Consider the following 16768-nt stretch of genomic DNA (forward strand, 5'->3'; position numbering starts at 1 on the left):
GCGGTCCGATGCGCTACCTGTGGTGGCTCGTCCGCTGCCAACCCTGGCGGGTGCTGCGCGGCAGCCTGATCGGCACGGCCTGGATGATCGGGCTCTCGGCCCGGCCCTACCTCATCGCCCGCGCCGTCGACGACGGGCTGCGCGAACGCGACACCCGAGCCCTGGCCCTCTGGGTAGCGGCCATCGTCGTCGCGGGCGTGGCCCTGTCCTACCTGGGCATCATGCGGCACCGCACGATGACCTTCATCCGGGAGGACGCCAAGGCCCGCTCGGCGGAGGTTCTGCTGCGCCACCTGTCCCGCATCGGCGCGGTGCTGCCCCGGCGGGTCGGAGCGGGCGAGGTGTCCACCATCGGCGGCTCCGACATCGACTGGACGGCGCAGGTGCTGACGCTGACCGGGCCCGGCGTCGGCGCTGTCATCGCGTACGGGGTGATCGCCGTGGTGCTCTGGTCGGTCTCCCCGATGCTCGCGCTCTGCGTGCTGGTGGGGGTGCCGGTGGTCGGTCTGATCGTGGGGCCGCTGCTGCGCCGCCTGGAACAGGTCGAATCGGTCTACCGTCGGCAACAGGGCGCGCTCACCGCCCGATCCGGTGACATCGTGTCCGGCCTGCGGGTGCTCGCCGGGGTGGGCGGCCGGGACCTGTTCGCCCGGCGGTACGCGGCCCGGTCCCAGGAGCTGCGCGCCGAGGGCTACCGGGTCGGCGCGGTCAACAGCTGGATCGACGCGGCGACCGTCGCCATCCCCGGGCTGTTCCTGGCGGCGGTGGTGTGGCTGACGGCCCGGATGGCGGTGACCGGCGACGTCACGATCGGCGAATTGGTCGCCGTCTACGGCTACGTGGCGACCCTGATCGTGCCGGTCTGGTTTCTGCTGGAGGGCAGCCACCAGCTCATTCGCGGCCGGGTGGCCGCCCGACGCATCGCCGACCTGCTCAACGTGACACCGGACGACGTCGGCGGCCCGGGCCGCCGGTGGCCGGGCGCCGTGCCCGAGGCACGCCGGCCGGACGACCTGACCGGGCCGGCCGACCCGGCCGACCTGCACGACCCGGTGACCGGCCTGACCGTACGCGCCGGCCACCTGACCGGGGTGGCGGCGGACGACCCGGCGGCAGCCGTGGCGTTGGCCGACCGGCTCGGCCGGTACGTCGCCAGCGACGTCACCTGGGGCGGTGTGCCGCTGCGCGACGTCGCCCTGGACGAGGTCCGGGCGCGGATCCTCGTCGCCGACCACGACTCCTACCTCTTCGCCGGCACCCTGCGTGACATCCTGCGCGCCGGGGCCGACGACGATGACGATGACGAACGGATCGACGCGGCCCTGCGGACCGCCTCCGCGCAGGACGTCGTCGACGCCCTGCCCGCCGGGCTGGACACCCCGATCGACGCACGAGGCCGGACGCTGTCCGGCGGCCAACGCCAACGGCTGCGCCTGGCCCGGGCGTTGCGCAGCGAACCGGAGGTGCTGATCCTCGTCGATCCGACGTCGGCGGTGGACGCGCACACCGAGGCGCGGGTTGCCGAGCGGCTGCGGGCCGCGCGGGCCGGGCGGACCACAGTGGTGATCGCCGCGTCGCCGCTGCTGCTCGGCCGGGCCGACGTGGTCGCGCTGGTGAGCGCCGGCCGGGTCACCGCCACCGGCAGCCACGCCGACCTGCTCGACGACGACCCGGCCTACCGGCACCTGGTGGCCCGTGGCAGCGAGGAGGCGTACCGGTGAGCCGGCTGCCGGTCGCCGACCGTGGCACCGTACGCCGGGCCCTGCGGGACATGATCAGTCGGCATCGGCGCGCCGTCGGGTTCGTGCTGGCGCTGCACAGCGCCGCCGCGGTCGCCGGGCTCGCCCCGCCGTGGCTGCTCGGCACCATCGTCGACCGGGTCACCGCGGGCGCGGGCGTGGCGACCGTGGACCGGCTGGCACTGGCCATCGCCGGCTGCGTCGTGGTCAGCGCACTGCTCTCCCGGTACGCCCAGTACGCCGGCCACCGCTTCGGCGAACGGGCCGTCGCCGAGCTGCGCGAGGAGTTCGTCTCCCGGACTCTCGGGCTGCCCGTCTCGGTCGTCGAGCGTGCCGGCTCCGGGGACCTGGCCACCCGCAGCTCGGTCGACGTGTCGACGGTCGGCACCACCGTCCGGGACGTGGTGCCCACCATCGTCATCGCCACGGTGCAGTTGACGTTGCTGTTCGGGGCTGTCTTCCTGCTGCACCCGCTGCTCGGGTTGGCCGCGCTGGCCGGGCTCCCGTCGATCGTGGCGGTGACCCGCTGGTACCTGCGCCGGGCCAGCTCCGCGTACCTCACCGAGGGCGCGGCGGCGGCCGAGCTGACCGAGACGCTGACCACCACCGCCGAGGGCGCGCGCACCGTGGAGGCGCTGCGGCTGGCCGACGACCGGGTCCGGCACGGCACCACCCGCGTCACAGCCGTGTGGCGGGCCCGCCGGGCGACCCTCGCGCTGCGTACGGTGTTCTTCTCGGTCGTCGAGGCCAGCTATCCGCTGCCGGTCGCCATGGTCCTGCTCGTCGGGGGCTACCTGCTCTCCCGGGACATGGTGTCGCTCGGCGCGGTGGTCGCCGCCGCGCTCTACCTGCAACAGGCGATCGACCCGTTGGACCGGCTGTTGCAGTGGACCGAGCAGGCGCAACGCGGCTTCGCGTCGTACGCGCGACTGCTCGGCGTGGGCATGGTCCCGCCGGAAGCACCCGGCACGAACGCCTCGTCACGGGGTGAGCGGCTGGTCGTCAGCGACGCCCGGTTCTCCTACTCCGACGGGCCGGACGTGCTGCACGGCATCGACCTGGAGGTGCAGCCCGGTGAGCGGCTGGCCGTCGTCGGCCCGTCCGGCGCCGGCAAGTCCACCCTGGCCCGGCTGCTGGCCGGGATCGACGCGCCACGCGACGGTTCTGTCACCATCGGCGGCTGCCCGATCACCGACCTCGACCCGGCCGAGCGACGCCGCCGGATCGCCCTGGTCACCCAGGAGCACCACGTCTTCATCGGCTCGGTACGCGACAACCTCTCCTTCGCCGCGCCCGACGCCTCCGACGACCAGATGCGCGCCGCGCTGCTCACCGTGGGCGCCGAGTGGTTCGCCGAGTTCCCCGACGACCTGGACACCCAGCTCGGCGACGGGGCCCGTCAACTCGGCGCGGCCGAGGCCCAACAGCTCGCGCTGGCCCGGTTGGTGCTCGCCGACCCGCACACGCTGATCCTGGACGAGGCGACCGCCGCGCTCGACCCGTCCACCGCCCGCCGGACCGAACGCGCGCTGGCCGCCGTGCTGGTCGGTCGGACCGTCATCGCGATCGCGCACCGGCTCAACACCGCGCACGACGCCGACCGGGTCGCCGTGCTCGCCGACGGTCGGATCACCGAGATCGGCAGCCACGACGAGCTGGTCGCGGCCGGCGGGGCGTACGCAGCCCTGTGGCGCTCCTGGCACACCCGCGTCGCCGAGCGGTGAGGCGTCCTACTTCACCGCTCCGGAGGTGAGGCCGGCCTGGATCTGACGCTGGAAGACCGCGTACACGATGATCATCGGAAGGATGGCGATGGTCAGCGCGGCGAACAGCCCGGACCAGTCCGCCTCGTAGCCGGCGTTGACGGAGATGTCGGCGATGCCCTGGGTGAGCACCCACTTGTCCTTGGCGTTGGAGAGCAGCACCAACGGCAGCTGGTACTGCGCCCACTGGCCGATGATGTTGAAGATCGCCACGCTGATCAGGCCCGGCTTCGCCATCGGCATCATCACCTGGAAGAACAGCCGGGTGTGTGAGCAGCCGTCGATCATCCCCGCCTCGGCCACCGACGACGGCAGCGTCTTGAAGAACGCGGCCAGGAAGAACACGGTGAACGGCAACGAGTACGCCGCGTACACCAGGATCACGCCGGTGTGGGTGTCGAGCAGACCGAGGTTCTTCACCACGAAGAAGAGCGGCACCAGGGCCAGGAAGACCGGGAAGGCCAACCCGGAGACGAACAGGTAGTAGACCGCGCGGTTGCCCCAGAACTTGTAACGGGCCAGCACGTACGCGGCCATCGAACCGAGCAGCATGGTGAGGAACGTGCTGCACGACACCACGATCACGCTGTTGATGAAGTAACGGCCGACGTGCGCCTTGGTCCAGGCCCGCCCGAAGTTCTCCCACCGCAGCTCGGCCGGGAGCGTCCACGGGCTGCTGAAGATCTCGCTGGTGTTCTTGAACGCGGCCAGGAAGGTCCAGAGGATCGGCACGATGACGATCACCGCCCACACGGCGAGCGCGACGTGCCCCAGGCCGGCGAAGAGCCGTACCTCCGAGCGGGGGTCCTTGCGCCCCGGCCCGGCGGGGGCGGACGGGTCACCGGTCTTCGGCGGCAGCGCGGCCGGGGTCGGCGGCAGCGTCGACTGCGGATTCATCAGTACTCCACGCTTTCCCGCTTGGTGAGCCGCAGCGTCAGCGCCGCGAACGTGAGGGTGAGGAAGAACAGCGCCACGCCCATCGCCGAGGCGTAGCCGTACTTCGAGTAGACGAAGGCGTTGCGGTAGATCTCCATGGCCAGCACGGTGGTGGCGCCGTCCGGGCCGCCACCGTCCACCGAGAGCACCGCCACGATGGCGAACGCGTCGAACGCCGCGATCCCGAGGTACACCCAGGCCACCTGGAGCGTGTCCCACAGCAGCGGCAGGGTGACCCGGAAGAACAGCGTCACCCTCGTCGCCCCGTCCATCTCGGCGGCCTCGTAGATCTCACCGGGAATGGAGGCCATCCCCGCCGAGAAGAGCACCACGTAGAAGCCGACCGCCTGCCAGATCAGCACCGCGAGGATCGACCAGAGCGCCAGGCTCGGCTTGACCAGGAAGAGGATCGGCTCGATGCCGAACTTCATCAACACACCGTTGATCAGGCCGGACTCGTTCGGCCGGTACACCATCTGGAACAACACCGCGATGATGGCCACCGCCAGGACCTGGGGGAAGAAGAACACCACCCGGTAGAACTTCGCCCCCCAGACCCCCTGGCGTTGACCACCGCTGCTCTTGCCGCCCACGTTGAGCAGGAAGGAGAAGAACAACGCGATGGCAATGGTGATCAGCGGCAGGGCAAGCAGCAGTACGCCGTGGTGCTGGACCGCCTTCCAGAAGGCCCCGTCGTCGAGCAACCTCCGGTAGTTGTCGAAGCCCACCCACTGCGGGGCGGACAGCCCCCGCCAGTTGGTCATCGAGATCTGGAACGCCTGCGCGTACGGCCAGATCACGAATGTCACGTACAGCGCGACCGGGGCGAACAGGAACCCGATCACGAATGGATACTTGCCGTGCCGCATGACCCTAGCTCCGATCGATCAGCGCTTGAACTTGGTGACGGAGCTGTCCTTCTTGATGGCGTCGGCGCGCTTCTGGATCCGCTCCACGAAGGCGTCGGCGTTGATCCGGCCGAACATCAGCTCGTTGGTGGCGGTACGCGCCTCCGTGTCGAGCTCCTTGTACCAGCCGTCGAAGTACAGGTTGAACACGTCCTGGCCGGCCGCCTTGAGCGCGGCCTGCGAGCTGGCCACACCGGGCGGGAAGGCGAAGCCCTCCGAGCCGGCGGTGACCACGGTCGGGGCCTTGACCACCTCGGTGAAGCCCTTCGCGCCCGCCTTCGACAGCATCTGACGCATGTACTCCAGGCCACCCTTGGGGTTCTTGCTCTTGGCCGAGACGAAGTAGCCCTCACCGGCGGTGGCGCGCAGCGCGGTGGCCGGCAGCTTGTCCGACGCGGTCAGGCTCGGCACCGGCATGAGCTGGTAGTCGAAGCCGGCCGGGGTGTCCTTCTTCTGCTCGCCCTCCAGCCAGTCACCACTGGGGTACAGGGCCACCTTGTACTGGTTCTGCCGCAGCTGCACGTCGGTGTGCTTGAGGCCCTCGAAGCTCTTGTCGCTGAACTTCGCCCCGACCTCGGCCCACGCCGCGGCCGCCTGCTTCACGGCGTCCTGCTTCCAGGCGCCGTCCTCCAGGTTGTCGATGTTCTTCAGCACGTCCGTGCCGCCGATCTTGGCGGCCTGGGTGAGGATCACGTTCCACTGGTAGTAGGCCGCGTTCGCACCGGCGTAGCCGTACGGGGTGATGCCCTTGGCCTTGATGTTGGTGAGCAGGGTCATGAACTCGTCCCAGGTCTTCGCCGGGGCCCAGCCATTGTCCTTGAACAGCTTCGCCGAGTACCAGATGCCGAAGACCGTGGAGACGTAGTACAGGACGAACGGCTTGCCGTTGAACGAACCCGCCTCGATGGTGCCGGGCACCACGGTGTCGCGGACCTTCTTGCTCGGGTCGTCGACCGACGGCGCGTCCCACAGCTCGGTGAGGTCCTGGAGCTGACCGTCGGCGACGAGCGAACCGAAGTCGATCAGCTTCTCGCCCGAGTTGTTGACGAACTCCGGCGGGTTGCCGGAGGCGAAGCGCGGCTGGAGCACGGTGGAGACGGCCTGGGTGGCCTGGTGCTTGACCTCGGCCTTGGGGAACGCCTTCTTGTACAGCGGCTCGTGCACGTCGGTGGCGTACTTCTCGCCGTAGCCACCGTTGAAGATGACCACCTCGATCGCGGCGTCCTCCTTGACGCCCAGCGGGTTCGCCTCGCTCTTGGTGCCGCCGGCGACCTGCTCGTTGTCACCGTCACTGCCGCTGGTGGCGCAGGCGCCGAGCAGGCCGATGGCCGGAGTGGCGAGCATGCCCACGGCGGCGGCGCGACGCAGGACCGTCCGACGGTCGAGTGCGGCCGGGTGTTCGGGGGTAATCGACATCGTCGTCTCTCCTTGTGAAATTCGGGTCATGCGGTACGCCGGAGACGTCCGGCGTACCGCGACTCGAGGGCGAGGTTGTGCTCGTCCCCGCCGGGGACGTTGGCGGAGAGGTAGATAGGGGGTACCTCCCCGGCCTGGTGGAACCGTCGTACGACCTCCGCGGTCAGCAACTGCGCCAGCAGCGCCGTGGTGACCGAGGAGACCGCACAGACCGCGCCGCCGCCCTCGAGCGGCAGCAGTGCATCGCCGTACGGCGCGCCGTTGTCCAGCACGACGTCGGCGAGGTCGGCGAGCCGGTGTCCGGACGGGTGCCGTGGCGCCACCCGCGCGGTGTGCTCGACCGACGTGACCGCGATCAACGGGTGACCGCGCTCGGTGACCAGCGCCGCCAGCTCGACCACCGAGCCGTTGATGCCGGACTGGGACGCCACCACGAACACGTCGCGCGGCTGGGGCGCCGCGAGCGCGTAGATCTGGTGGGCGATGGAGGGATTACGTTCCAGCTTGGGGTCGGCGAGCACGTCACGCGGGGCGTCACCGTGCATCACCAGATCCCGTACCGAGAGCCGGTTGGTGGGGACCAGCCCGCCGGCCCGGGCGACCAGCTCGGCGGCGAACGCCTCCGAGTGCCCGGCGCCGAATGCCTGGAGCACGCCGCCGTCACGCAGGCTGTCGGCGATCAGGTCGGCGGCCCGGGTGATCCCGTCGGCCTCCGAGTCGAGCAGCCGGTCGAGCACCGGGCGGACGGCCTCCGCGTACCCCTGGGCGCTGATCATGAGAGGGCTCCCTTCGCTGCCTTGTGCCCGTCGACGGCCTGCGCTGTCCGCCGGAATGCCGCGTGCGCGCGGTCGTGCGTGCGTTGGGCGACGGCGATGTAGAGCAGGTCGAGTACCACCAGTTGGGGGTGCCGGGCGGAGAGCGCGTCCGGCCGGAAGGTGGTCGCCTGGCTGGCCGTGAGCAGGACGATGTCGGCCAGCTCGGCCAACGGGGAGCGAGGAAAGCCGGTGAGCGCCAGCGTGGTGGCGCCCCGGCTGCCCGCCTCGGCGAGCATCTCGATCGTCTCCCGGGTCTGCCCGGTGTGCGAGATGCCGAGCGCCACGTCCCCCGAGCGCAGCAGCGCGGCGCTGGCCAGCCCCTCGTGCACGTCGTTCCACGCCCACGCCGCCACACCGATGCGGTGCAGGCTGAACTGCATCTCCTCACCGACCAGGGCGCTGCCGCTGGCACCGAAGATGTTCACCCTGTTGGCGCCGGCGATCGCCACCGCGGCCCGCTCCACCTCGGTGAGGTCGAGCAGGGTGGCGGTGTCGTGCATGGCCCGGGTGTCGGCGGCCATGATCTGGTCGAGCACCCGGGCCAGCGGGTCGCTCGGCTGGATCTCGCGTCCGATGTCGACGGTCCAACCGGCGGAGCGGGCCCGGCCGGTCTCGGAGGCGATGCCCAGTCGCAGGTCGGCGTACCCCTCGAAGCCCATCGCGCGGCAGAACCGGGTGATGGTCGCCGGTGAGGTGCCACTGCGCTCGGCCAGTTCGACGATCGTGGAGCGGGCGGCGGCCTCCGGGTCGCTGAGCACGTGCTCGGCGACCCGACGCAGGGCGCCGGTCAACTCGCCGAGCCCGTTGCGAACCCGGGCCAACACCCCGTCGGAGGCCAACGTCCGTCGCTCGATCACGTCGGCGTCGACCACCGCGGTCCCCGCGGCGGTGTCCACCTCGTGATCAACCATGAGACGCCCCTGCTTTCCGAAAAGACTGTTAACTGTTAGTGGTAAAAGTTCTTACTGAACGACCCTCTGTGTCAAGACTGTGGGCGAAGTTTTCAAACTGTTACCTGCTGCACAGCCCTCCACGCTCGCCACAACTTGCCCCGCACGACCCCGCCGACCAGCATGAACAAGCCAGATCGCCGTTCCGCGCAAGGAGCCTCGTGCCGATGTCCGACACCGTCGTGGTGGGTCTCGATATCGGCGGTACGTCCACCCGGGCGACCGTCCTCACCCTCACCGGGCAACGCGTCGGCACCGGCCGCGCCGGCGGCGGCAACCCCACCAGTCACGGTGCCGAGCGCGCCGCCGCCGAACTGCTGACCGCGCTCCGCGAAGCGCTCGTCGACGTCGACCCGACGAGGGCCGCCGCCGGCACCATCGGGCTCGCCGGAGCCGGCCGACTGTTGGCCGACCCGGCCGGGCGGGCCGCCTTCGACCAGGCCTGGCACGACGCCGGCCTACGCTGCCCGTACGAGGTCCACGGCGACGCCCTGGTCGCGTACGCCTCCGGCACCGCCGCCCCGGACGGCACCATCCTCATCGCCGGCACCGGCGCGATCACCGCCCACGTCCACGAACTGCGGCTCGACCGGATCGCCGACGGCCACGGCTGGCTGCTCGGCGACGCCGGGTCGGGCTTCTGGCTCGGCCGGGAAGCCGTACGCCGACTGCTGGCCGACCTCGACGCCGGCAGTGCGCTTGGCGCGCTGACCACGACCGTGCTCACCGAGATTCTGGGCAGCGCCGACATCGCCGCCCGCCCTCGGGACACCGTCGACGCCACCATCCAGACGGTGACCCGTCGACCCCCCGTCGAACTGGCCCGGCTCGCGCCGCTGGTCGTCGAGGCCGCCGCCCACGGCGACCCGGTCGCCACCGACCTGATCACCGAAGCCGCCGCGCACCTCACCAAGAGCGTGAGCCGCATCCGCCCCGCCGGGGCGGTCACACCGATCGTGCTCGGCGGCGGCCTGCTCACCGCGGACACCCCGCTCGCCGCCGCCGTCAGCGCCGAGGTCGCGCGCCACTGGCCGGACGCGCCGCTGCGCACCGCCGGAGACGGGGCCGCCGCCGCGGCCTGGCTCGCCGCGCGTGGCCTCCCCGAGGTGACCGACCCCGACGCCCTGCACGCCCTCCTCTTCCCCACCCCCTGACCCACCCCGCGCCGATCAGACGCCCGCCCGCACTGCACCCCGATGCGCGCCACCGCACCGCACCCCGATGCGCGCCACCGCACTGCACCCCGATGCGCACCGCACTGCACCGTGATGCGCGCCGCACTGCACCCCGATGCGCGCCACCTGGCGGCCTTACGGTCGCGCGGCCCCTCATGATCGTGCTCGATCCTGGATGTAGTCCCCTCCCGGCCGCGCGAGACCACTACATCCAGGATCGAGCACGATCATGGCGGCGGCCTGGGCTCCACACCCGCACGCACGCTCAGAGCGCCTGTACCCGCCCCGGCCCATCGCGGCATTGCCGAGATCCGCGCACTTTCGGTGAAACTGCTGCCTTACGACGCGGCGAGGGAGCAGTTTCACCGAAGTTGCACGGATCTTGGCGTCGCAGGTGGGGTCCGACTGGGCGCGGTTGGTGGGACGGTTCGGTTGGGCGTGGATCAAGGTGCGGGTCGGCGCGGACGGGGCGGGAGCGGGGCGAGGGGCACGGCGCGCGGGGCGGGAGCGAGGCGAGGGGCGAGGCCTATTCGGTCGCCGAAAGGGGGTGATCGGGATCGGTCAGACCCAGAAGGGGACCCTACTTGAGCTGCCCCGCGGTGAGGCCCGCCTGCACCTGCCGCTGGAAGGCCACGTAGACCGCGAGAACCGGGAGCACCGCGATGCTCAGCCCGGCGAAGAGCCGGGCGTAGTCGCCGGCGTACCCCTGACTGACCGACAGCGCGAAGAGCCCCTGCGCCAGCATCCACTTCGACTCGTCGCCCTGCAACAGCACCTGCGGTAGCAGGAACTGATTCCAGTGGCTGAGGAAGTTGAAGATCGCCACACTGATCAGTCCCGGACGTGCCATGGGAAGCATCACTCGGAAGAAGAGCCGGAAGTGACCGCAGCCGTCGACCAAAGCGGCTTCCGCCACCGAGGTCGGCAGGCTCCGGAAGAACGCGGTCAGGAAGAACACGGTGAACGGCAGCGAGTAGGCCGCGTACACGAGGATCAGCCCGAGCCAGCTGTTGAAGAGGCCGGCGTTGCGGACCACGAAGAAGAGCGGCACCAGGGCGAGGAACACCGGGAACATCAGGCCGCCGACGAACAGGTAGTAGACGACCTGGCGACCACGGAACTCGTACCGGGCGAAGACGTACGCGGCGGTGGCGCCCATCAGCATGGTGAGGCTGACCGAGCCGGCCACCACCACCAGGCTGTTCAGGAAGTACCGGCCGATGTGCGCGCCGGTCCAGGCCCGCGCCCAGTTGTCCAGGTGCAGCGCGCCGGGCAGCCCCCACGGGTCGGCGAGGATCTCGCCGTTGGTCTTGAACGAGCTGATGAACATCCACAGCAGTGGCAGGACGGTGAGCAGGCCCCAGAGCAACAGGAAGCCGTGCGAGAGGGCGTTGGCCACGCCGAGTTCCCGGCGTACCGGGCGGTCCCCGCCGGTGACCGGGGTCGGGGCGGTCGCGGTGGGCTGATCCAGAGTGGTCACGAGTACTCGATCCGTTCGCGCCGGCCGACCCGCAGCGACAGCACCGCCACCGAGAGGGTCAGGAAGAACATCACCACGCCGATAGCCGAGGCGTAGCCGAACTTGGTCTCGCTGCCGAAGGCGGTGTCGTACATGCGCACGCCGATCACGTCGGTGGAGAAGTTCGGCCCGCCGTTCGTCATGAGCTGGACGAGGATGAACCCGTCCAGGGCGAAGATGGCCAGGTAGACCCAGGCGACCTGGACGGTGTCCCAGAGCAGCGGCAGGGTGACCCGGCGCAGGGTGGTGAACCGGGACGCGCCGTCGAGCAGGACGGCCTCGTAGATCTCCTTCGGCACCGCCGACATCGCCGCCCCGAACAGCACCACGTAGAAGCCGACGTTGCTCCACACCATCACCGCCAGCACGCACCAGAAGGCGGTCGCCGGGTCGCCGAGCCAGGTCGGCGCGGGCAGGCCGAGGCCGTGCAGAGCTGTGGTGAGCAGCCCCTTGTTGGGGTGGTACACCTCCTTCCACAGCAACGCGATGATCACCACGGAGAGCACCTGCGGGAAGAAGTAGACGGTGCGGTACAGGGCGCCGCCGCGTACCCCGGTGACGCCCGCACTGCCCTTACGCCCGCCCATGGCGAGCATGGTGGCGAAGAAGAGCCCGAGCACGATGGTGAGCACCGGCACCAGCGCCAGCAGGATCGCGTTGTTCTTCAGCGCGTTCCACACGTAGTCGTCGTGCCAGAGGGTCTTGAAGTTGGCCAGACCGACCGGGTTGGCGTCGGCCGAGTAGCCGAGCCAGTCGGTGGTGGAGATCTGGAACGCCTGGAGGTACGGCGAGACGACGAAGAACACGTACAGCAGCACCGGTGGCACCAGGAACGTGACGATCAGCGGCCACTTGCCATGTTTCACGAGAGGGACCTCTCCGTTGGGGTCGGCCGGTGGGGGCGGACGTCTCCCCCACCGGCCGGGCGGTCAGGCCGCTCGCTTGTACTTCTTGATCGTGCTGTCCTGGGCGATCGAGTCGGCGCCCTTCTGGCACTGATCGAGGAACTCGGCGGGGCCGATCCGGCCGCTGAAGAACTCGCCGCACGCGGCGTCGACGAGGTTGCGCTCCAACTTGCGGTAGAAGCTGTTGTAGACCCAGTTGAAGCCGTTGGCGCCGGACGCGTCGAGGGCCTTCACCACGGTGCTCAGCCCGTACGGCAGCTCGACGCCCTCGGTGGCGCCGGCGACCACGGTGAGGCTGGCGACCTTCTTCGTGAAGTCCTGGGCGCCCCTCTTGGAGAGCATGGTCCGGAAGTACTCCAGGCCGCCGGCGACGTTGCGGGCCTTGGCGGGCACCATGAACGGTTCCCCGGCGGTGCCCCGGATCGCCTCGAACGGCAACTTGTCGCCGCTGCCGAGGCTCGGCGTGGGCGCGATGGTCATGGTGAACCCGGCCGGGGTGACGTCCTTCTGCTCGCTCTCCAGCCAGGAGCCGCAGGAGATGAAGGCGGCCTTGCCCTGACACCAGGCGGTCTGCGACTGCTTGTGGTCCAGGCCGGGCGAGCCCTCCAGGATGTACTTGTCCTTGACGATCTGGTGCCAGGCGTCGGCGGCGGCGCGCATCGAGTCGGACTTCCAGGCGTTCGGCTCCAGGTTGTCGATGGCGGTCGCCACCGACGGGCCGCCGAACTTGATCGCCGTGGAGATCAGCGGCCAGCTCATGTAGCGCGGGTGCAGGCCGGCGTACGTCCAGGGGGCGATGCCGGCGGCCTTGATCTGCTTGCAGAGCGCGATGTGCTCGTCCCAGGTCTTGGCGTACGACCAGCCGCGGTCGGCGAAGAGCTTGGCGGAGTGCCAGATGCCGTAGGCGGTGTAGGTGTAGTTGAGCACCAGGAACTTGCCGTCGTAGGAGCCGACCTCGACCGCGCCGGGCAGCAGGGTGTCCTTGACCGTCTTGCCGGGGATGTCGAGGCTGGGGGCGGCCAGCAGCTCGTCGAGGCCGGCGAGGGCGTTCTGGCTGACCAGGCCGTTGAAGTCGATCTGGCTGGAGCCGGAGTTGTTGACCACGTCGGGCGGGGTGCCGTCGACGAAGCGCGGCTGGAGGGTCTTGCTGATCTCCTGGGTGGAGGAGTGCCTGATCTTCGCCTTCGGGTACTTCTCGGTGTACATGGCTTCGTGGGCCTTGGCGTACTCCTCACCGAACCCACCGCCGAAGATCACCACCTCGAGTGGGGCGTCCTCCTTCACGCCGAGCGGGTTCTCGGCGCTCTTGGTGCCGCGGTAGGTCTCGGCATCGTTCTTGTCACCGCCACCGCTGGTGGCGCAGCCGGACAGCAGACCGGCGGCGGGGGTGGCCAGGAGGCCGGCGGCGGCGCTGCGCCGCAGGATGTCACGCCTGTTCATGGGTTCTCCTCGGGTCGGGTCGGGCGGATCGCCGGTCGTGTGGGGGAGGCGTCCACCGCGCGAGGGGCGGTAGTTCTCTTCAGTTAATGCTCCGTTGCTGAAGAATTTCTACGACAGCCGGGCTCGGACTTCAAGTCCTGACTGTCGAACCGTTATCGCCACCCGCGCAGACCGACGCCGCCGGGCGCGTCGAATCCCCACGATCCGGGGGTACGCCGACGAAGGCCGGCCCACCTCGCGGCGGACCGGCCCGATGGTGTCGGCGACGACTGTCAGGTCTGGGTGGGGAACCCGAGGTTGACCCCGCCGTGCCGCGGGTCCAACCAGCGGCTGGTGACGACCTTGCCCCGGGTGAAGAACCGCACCCCGTCCTCGCCGTGCGCGTGCAGGTCACCGAAGAGCGACGACTTCCAGCCGCCGAACGAGTGGTACGCCATCGGCACCGGGATGGGCACGTTGATCCCGACCATGCCCACCTCCACCTCGTGCTGGTAGCGCCGGGCCGCCCCGCCGTCGTTGGTGAAGATCGCGGTGCCGTTGCCGTACGGGCTGGCGTTGACCAGGTCCACCGCCTCGTCGTACGAGTCGACCCGGATCACACTCAGCACCGGCCCGAAGATCTCGTCGGTGTAGATCGACATGTCCGGGCTCACCCGGTCGAACAGCGTCGGGCCGAGCCAGAAACCGTCCGGGTCGCCGTCCGGCGTCACGTCCCGCCCGTCCACCACCGGCACCGCACCGGCGGCGACACCCGCGTCCACGTAGGAGCGCACCTTCGCCGCGTGCGCGGCGGTCACCAGCGGGCCCATGTCGCAGCCCCGCCGGCCGTCGCCGGTGCGCAGACCCCTCACCCGCGCCGCGATCCGCTCGACCAGCGCGTCCGCCACCGGCTCCACCGCCACCAGCACCGAGATGGCCATGCACCGCTCCCCCGCCGAGCCGAAACCGGCGTTGACCGCCGCGTCGGCCGCCAGGTCCAGATCCGCGTCCGGGAGCACCACCATGTGGTTCTTCGCCCCACCGAGCGCCTGCACCCGCTTGCCGGCGGCCGTGCCACGTTGGTAGACGTACCGGGCGATCGGCGTGGAGCCGACGAACGACACCGCCCGCACCTCCGGGTGCTCCAGCAACGCGTCGACCGCCTCCCTGTCACCGTTGACCACGTTGAGCACCCCGTCGGGCAGGCCCGCCTCGGCGAACCATTCGGCCAGCAGCAGCGCCGCGCTCGGGTCCTTCTCGCTCGGCTTGAGCACCACCGCGTTGCCGCAGGCCACGGCCACCGGCACGAACCACAGCGGCACCATCACCGGGAAGTTGAACGGCGAGATCACCGCCACCACGCCGAGCGGCTGCCGGATGGTGTACGAGTCGACCTCGGTGGACACGTTCTCGCTGAACGCGCCGCGCAGCGCCGACGGCAGGCCGCACGCGTACTCGATGACCTCCAGGCCGCGCTGCACCTCGCCGGCGGCGTCGGCGAGCACCTTGCCGTGCTCGGCGGTGATCACCTCGGCGAGCCGGTCCCGCCGGGCGTGCACCAACTCCCGGAAGGCGAACAGCACCGCCGACCGCCGGGCCAGCGACGCGTCCCGCCAGGCCCGCGCCGCGCGGGTGGCGGCCCGCACCGCCACGTCGACGTCCGCGGTCGAGGCCAGCTCGACCTCGGCGGTACGCCGACCGGTCGCCGGGTCGAACACGACGCCGCGCCGCTGCGACGTGCCGTCGACCCGCTTGCCGTCGATGAAGTGACCGATGCTCATTCCGCCACCCCCGCCGCCGAGCGGATCGCGTCGACGAGGATCGCCAGGCCCTCGTGGGCCTCCTCCTCGGTCAGCGTCAACGGTGGACCCATCCGCAGCACGTTGCCGTGCAGCCCGCCCTTGCCGGTCAGCAGGCCACCGTCGCGGGCGGCTTCGAAGACCCGGTTGGTCAACGCCGGATCCGGCTCACTGCCGCCCGGCCGGACGAACTCGACGCCGAGCATCAGCCCCTTTCCGCGTACCTCGGCGACGCAGTCGAGCCCGCCCACGGCGGACCGCAGCCCGTCGGCGAGGATCGCGCCGACGCGGGCGGCGTTCGCCTGGAGGTCGTGCGCGATCAGGTAGTCGAGCACCGCGTTGCCGGCCGCCGTGGAGATCGGGTTGCCGCCGAAGGTGGAGAAGCTGATGGCCGGCACCGCCTGGAGCACGTCGGCCCGGCCGACCACCCCGGCCAGGGTGAACCCGTTGCCGATGCCCTTGGCGAAGGTGAGCAGGTCGGGGGTGATGCCGTGCGCCTGGTAACCCCAGAAGTGCTCCCCGGTGCGCCCCCAGCCGGTCTGCACCTCGTCGGCGATGAACAGGATGCCGTGCTCGTCGAGGACCTTCTTCCAGCCGGCGAAGAGCCCGTCCGGCGGGTGCACGAAACCGCCCACGCCCTGGATCGGCTCGGCGATCAGCGCGGCCACGTCACCGGCGGTCTGGGTGGCCAACACCTCGCGCAGGTCCTCCACCGCCGCGTCGACCTGTTCGTCGGCGCTGAGCCGGGCCAGCAGACCCCGCACCCGGTCACCGGAGTGCAGCCACGCCACCTGGAGCGGGTTGAGGCCGCTGGCCGACCAGGCGCGGTTGCCGGTGACGCCCATCGCCGCGAACGACCGGCCGTGGTAACTGTTGCGCACGGCCAGGATCTGGTGCGAGCGGCGGTGGTTGGTGGCCACCAGCAGCGCCGCCTCGTTCGCCTCGGTGCCGGAGTTCGTGAAGAACACCCGGGCGTCCGGGATGCCGGAGCGCTGGGCGATCTTCTCGGCCAGCTCCACCTGTTGACGGATCAGGTAGAGCGTCGAGGTGTGCACGATGCCGGTGGCGAGCTGCCGCTCGACGGCCTCCCGGATCTCCGGGATGTCGTAGCCGATCATGTTGGTCAACACGCCGCCGAAGAAGTCCAGGTAGCTGCGGCCCTGCGCGTCGGTGACCCGGCGGCCCGAGCCGGAGACCAGCTCGATCGGCTCGGCGTAGTACAACGGCATCCAGGACGGGAGCACGGCCCGGTGCCGGGCCAGCAGGTCGTCGGTCATCGTGGCAACCCTTCAGCGGCGTTCGTGGATACCGCACGCTCCCACCGCCGGCCGACGCGAACAACTGTCAGCCTGTAGCGCATGGACGTCCCGACCTGACAGCACGTCAACGGTTTCCACGGTCGTGATCGTCGTCGGCCGCTGGAT

The 16768-nt window shown here is 70.5% G+C and carries 13 protein-coding genes; 3 read left to right on the plus strand and 10 right to left on the minus strand.

The annotated features are described in order from the left end of the window. Positions 1–8: 8 nt before the first annotated feature. Together ACZ6NZ_RS31250 and ACZ6NZ_RS31255 are read left to right on the plus strand one after the other, a co-directional pair. Positions 9–1721 (plus strand): ABC transporter ATP-binding protein, encoded by a 1713-nt coding sequence (locus ACZ6NZ_RS31250; RefSeq protein ID WP_465861540.1) that lies wholly within the window; start codon positions 9–11, stop codon positions 1719–1721. A gap of 50 nt (positions 1722–1771) precedes the next feature. Continuing rightward, positions 1772–3463 (plus strand): ABC transporter ATP-binding protein, encoded by a 1692-nt coding sequence (locus ACZ6NZ_RS31255; RefSeq protein WP_465861541.1) that lies wholly within the window; start codon positions 1772–1774, stop codon positions 3461–3463. Positions 3464–3469: 6 nt separating this feature from the next. Here ACZ6NZ_RS31255 and ACZ6NZ_RS31260 read toward each other — a convergent pair whose 3' ends face one another. Genes ACZ6NZ_RS31260 through ACZ6NZ_RS31280 form a run of 5 tightly spaced genes read right to left on the minus strand, consistent with a single transcriptional unit; the run spans position 3470 to position 8488 of the window. Continuing rightward, on the minus strand, positions 3470–4399 hold the full coding sequence (locus ACZ6NZ_RS31260) for a carbohydrate ABC transporter permease (protein ID WP_465861445.1): 930 nt from the start codon (positions 4397–4399) through the stop codon (positions 3470–3472). Next, positions 4399–5307, minus strand: coding sequence for a carbohydrate ABC transporter permease (locus ACZ6NZ_RS31265; RefSeq protein ID WP_366608699.1), 909 nt, complete (start codon positions 5305–5307; stop codon positions 4399–4401). The genes ACZ6NZ_RS31260 and ACZ6NZ_RS31265 overlap by 1 nt, the downstream gene beginning before the upstream one ends. A gap of 18 nt (positions 5308–5325) precedes the next feature. Continuing rightward, the gene (gene ngcE, locus ACZ6NZ_RS31270) at positions 5326–6762 is read right to left on the minus strand and encodes an N-acetylglucosamine/diacetylchitobiose ABC transporter substrate-binding protein (protein ID WP_366608700.1); all 1437 of its coding nucleotides are present in this window, start codon (positions 6760–6762) and stop codon (positions 5326–5328) included. A 26-nt stretch (positions 6763–6788) separates the two neighbouring features. Next, positions 6789–7538 (minus strand): sugar isomerase domain-containing protein, encoded by a 750-nt coding sequence (locus ACZ6NZ_RS31275; RefSeq protein WP_465861446.1) that lies wholly within the window; start codon positions 7536–7538, stop codon positions 6789–6791. Further along, the gene (locus tag ACZ6NZ_RS31280; protein ID WP_465861447.1) at positions 7535–8488 is read right to left on the minus strand and encodes a MurR/RpiR family transcriptional regulator; all 954 of its coding nucleotides are present in this window, start codon (positions 8486–8488) and stop codon (positions 7535–7537) included. The genes ACZ6NZ_RS31275 and ACZ6NZ_RS31280 overlap by 4 nt, the downstream gene beginning before the upstream one ends. A gap of 206 nt (positions 8489–8694) precedes the next feature. Between ACZ6NZ_RS31280 and ACZ6NZ_RS31285 the strand changes: the two genes are divergently transcribed. Next, positions 8695–9681 carry an N-acetylglucosamine kinase gene (locus tag ACZ6NZ_RS31285; protein ID WP_465861448.1) on the plus strand — a complete coding sequence of 329 codons (987 nt, stop codon included), beginning with the start codon at positions 8695–8697 and terminating at the stop codon, positions 9679–9681. Positions 9682–10282: 601 nt separating this feature from the next. On the opposite strand, the gene ACZ6NZ_RS31290 is transcribed toward ACZ6NZ_RS31285, so the two are convergent. The 5 genes from ACZ6NZ_RS31290 to ACZ6NZ_RS31310 form a co-directional block, all read right to left on the minus strand. Further along, the gene (locus tag ACZ6NZ_RS31290) at positions 10283–11182 is read right to left on the minus strand and encodes a carbohydrate ABC transporter permease (protein ID WP_465861450.1); all 900 of its coding nucleotides are present in this window, start codon (positions 11180–11182) and stop codon (positions 10283–10285) included. Then, a complete protein-coding gene (locus tag ACZ6NZ_RS31295) occupies positions 11179–12087 on the minus strand; it encodes a carbohydrate ABC transporter permease (protein ID WP_366608705.1) in 909 nt (302 codons plus the stop codon). Before ACZ6NZ_RS31295 ends, ACZ6NZ_RS31290 begins: the two co-directional genes overlap by 4 nt. Before the next feature lie 63 nt (positions 12088–12150). Then, the gene (gene ngcE / locus ACZ6NZ_RS31300; RefSeq protein ID WP_465861451.1) at positions 12151–13566 is read right to left on the minus strand and encodes an N-acetylglucosamine/diacetylchitobiose ABC transporter substrate-binding protein; all 1416 of its coding nucleotides are present in this window, start codon (positions 13564–13566) and stop codon (positions 12151–12153) included. A gap of 272 nt (positions 13567–13838) precedes the next feature. Continuing rightward, complete coding sequence (locus ACZ6NZ_RS31305) at positions 13839–15326, minus strand: CoA-acylating methylmalonate-semialdehyde dehydrogenase (RefSeq protein WP_465861452.1); 1488 nt, start codon at positions 15324–15326, stop codon at positions 13839–13841. After that, positions 15323–16621 carry an aspartate aminotransferase family protein gene (locus ACZ6NZ_RS31310; RefSeq protein ID WP_465861454.1) on the minus strand — a complete coding sequence of 433 codons (1299 nt, stop codon included), beginning with the start codon at positions 16619–16621 and terminating at the stop codon, positions 15323–15325. The genes ACZ6NZ_RS31305 and ACZ6NZ_RS31310 overlap by 4 nt, the downstream gene beginning before the upstream one ends. Between the last annotated feature and the right edge of the window lie 147 nt (positions 16622–16768).

The sequence above is a fragment of the Micromonospora sp. NPDC047756 genome (assembly GCF_055587245.1).

What these genes read in the sequence shown, in the direction of transcription:
- ACZ6NZ_RS31250 (WP_465861540.1), top strand. Translation starts at nt 9, where the DNA reads ATGCGCTACCTGTGGTGGCTCGTCCGCTGCCAACCCTGGCGGGTGCTG.
- ACZ6NZ_RS31255 (WP_465861541.1), top strand. Translation starts at nt 1,772, where the DNA reads ATGATCAGTCGGCATCGGCGCGCCGTCGGGTTCGTGCTGGCGCTGCAC.
- ACZ6NZ_RS31260 (WP_465861445.1), bottom strand. Translation starts at nt 4,399, where the DNA reads ATGAATCCGCAGTCGACGCTGCCGCCGACCCCGGCCGCGCTGCCGCCG.
- ACZ6NZ_RS31265 (WP_366608699.1), bottom strand. Translation starts at nt 5,307, where the DNA reads ATGCGGCACGGCAAGTATCCATTCGTGATCGGGTTCCTGTTCGCCCCG.
- ngcE (WP_366608700.1), bottom strand. Translation starts at nt 6,762, where the DNA reads ATGTCGATTACCCCCGAACACCCGGCCGCACTCGACCGTCGGACGGTC.
- ACZ6NZ_RS31275 (WP_465861446.1), bottom strand. Translation starts at nt 7,538, where the DNA reads ATGATCAGCGCCCAGGGGTACGCGGAGGCCGTCCGCCCGGTGCTCGAC.
- ACZ6NZ_RS31280 (WP_465861447.1), bottom strand. Translation starts at nt 8,488, where the DNA reads ATGGTTGATCACGAGGTGGACACCGCCGCGGGGACCGCGGTGGTCGAC.
- ACZ6NZ_RS31285 (WP_465861448.1), top strand. Translation starts at nt 8,695, where the DNA reads ATGTCCGACACCGTCGTGGTGGGTCTCGATATCGGCGGTACGTCCACC.
- ngcE (WP_465861451.1), bottom strand. Translation starts at nt 13,566, where the DNA reads ATGAACAGGCGTGACATCCTGCGGCGCAGCGCCGCCGCCGGCCTCCTG.
- ACZ6NZ_RS31305 (WP_465861452.1), bottom strand. Translation starts at nt 15,326, where the DNA reads ATGAGCATCGGTCACTTCATCGACGGCAAGCGGGTCGACGGCACGTCG.
- ACZ6NZ_RS31310 (WP_465861454.1), bottom strand. Translation starts at nt 16,621, where the DNA reads ATGACCGACGACCTGCTGGCCCGGCACCGGGCCGTGCTCCCGTCCTGG.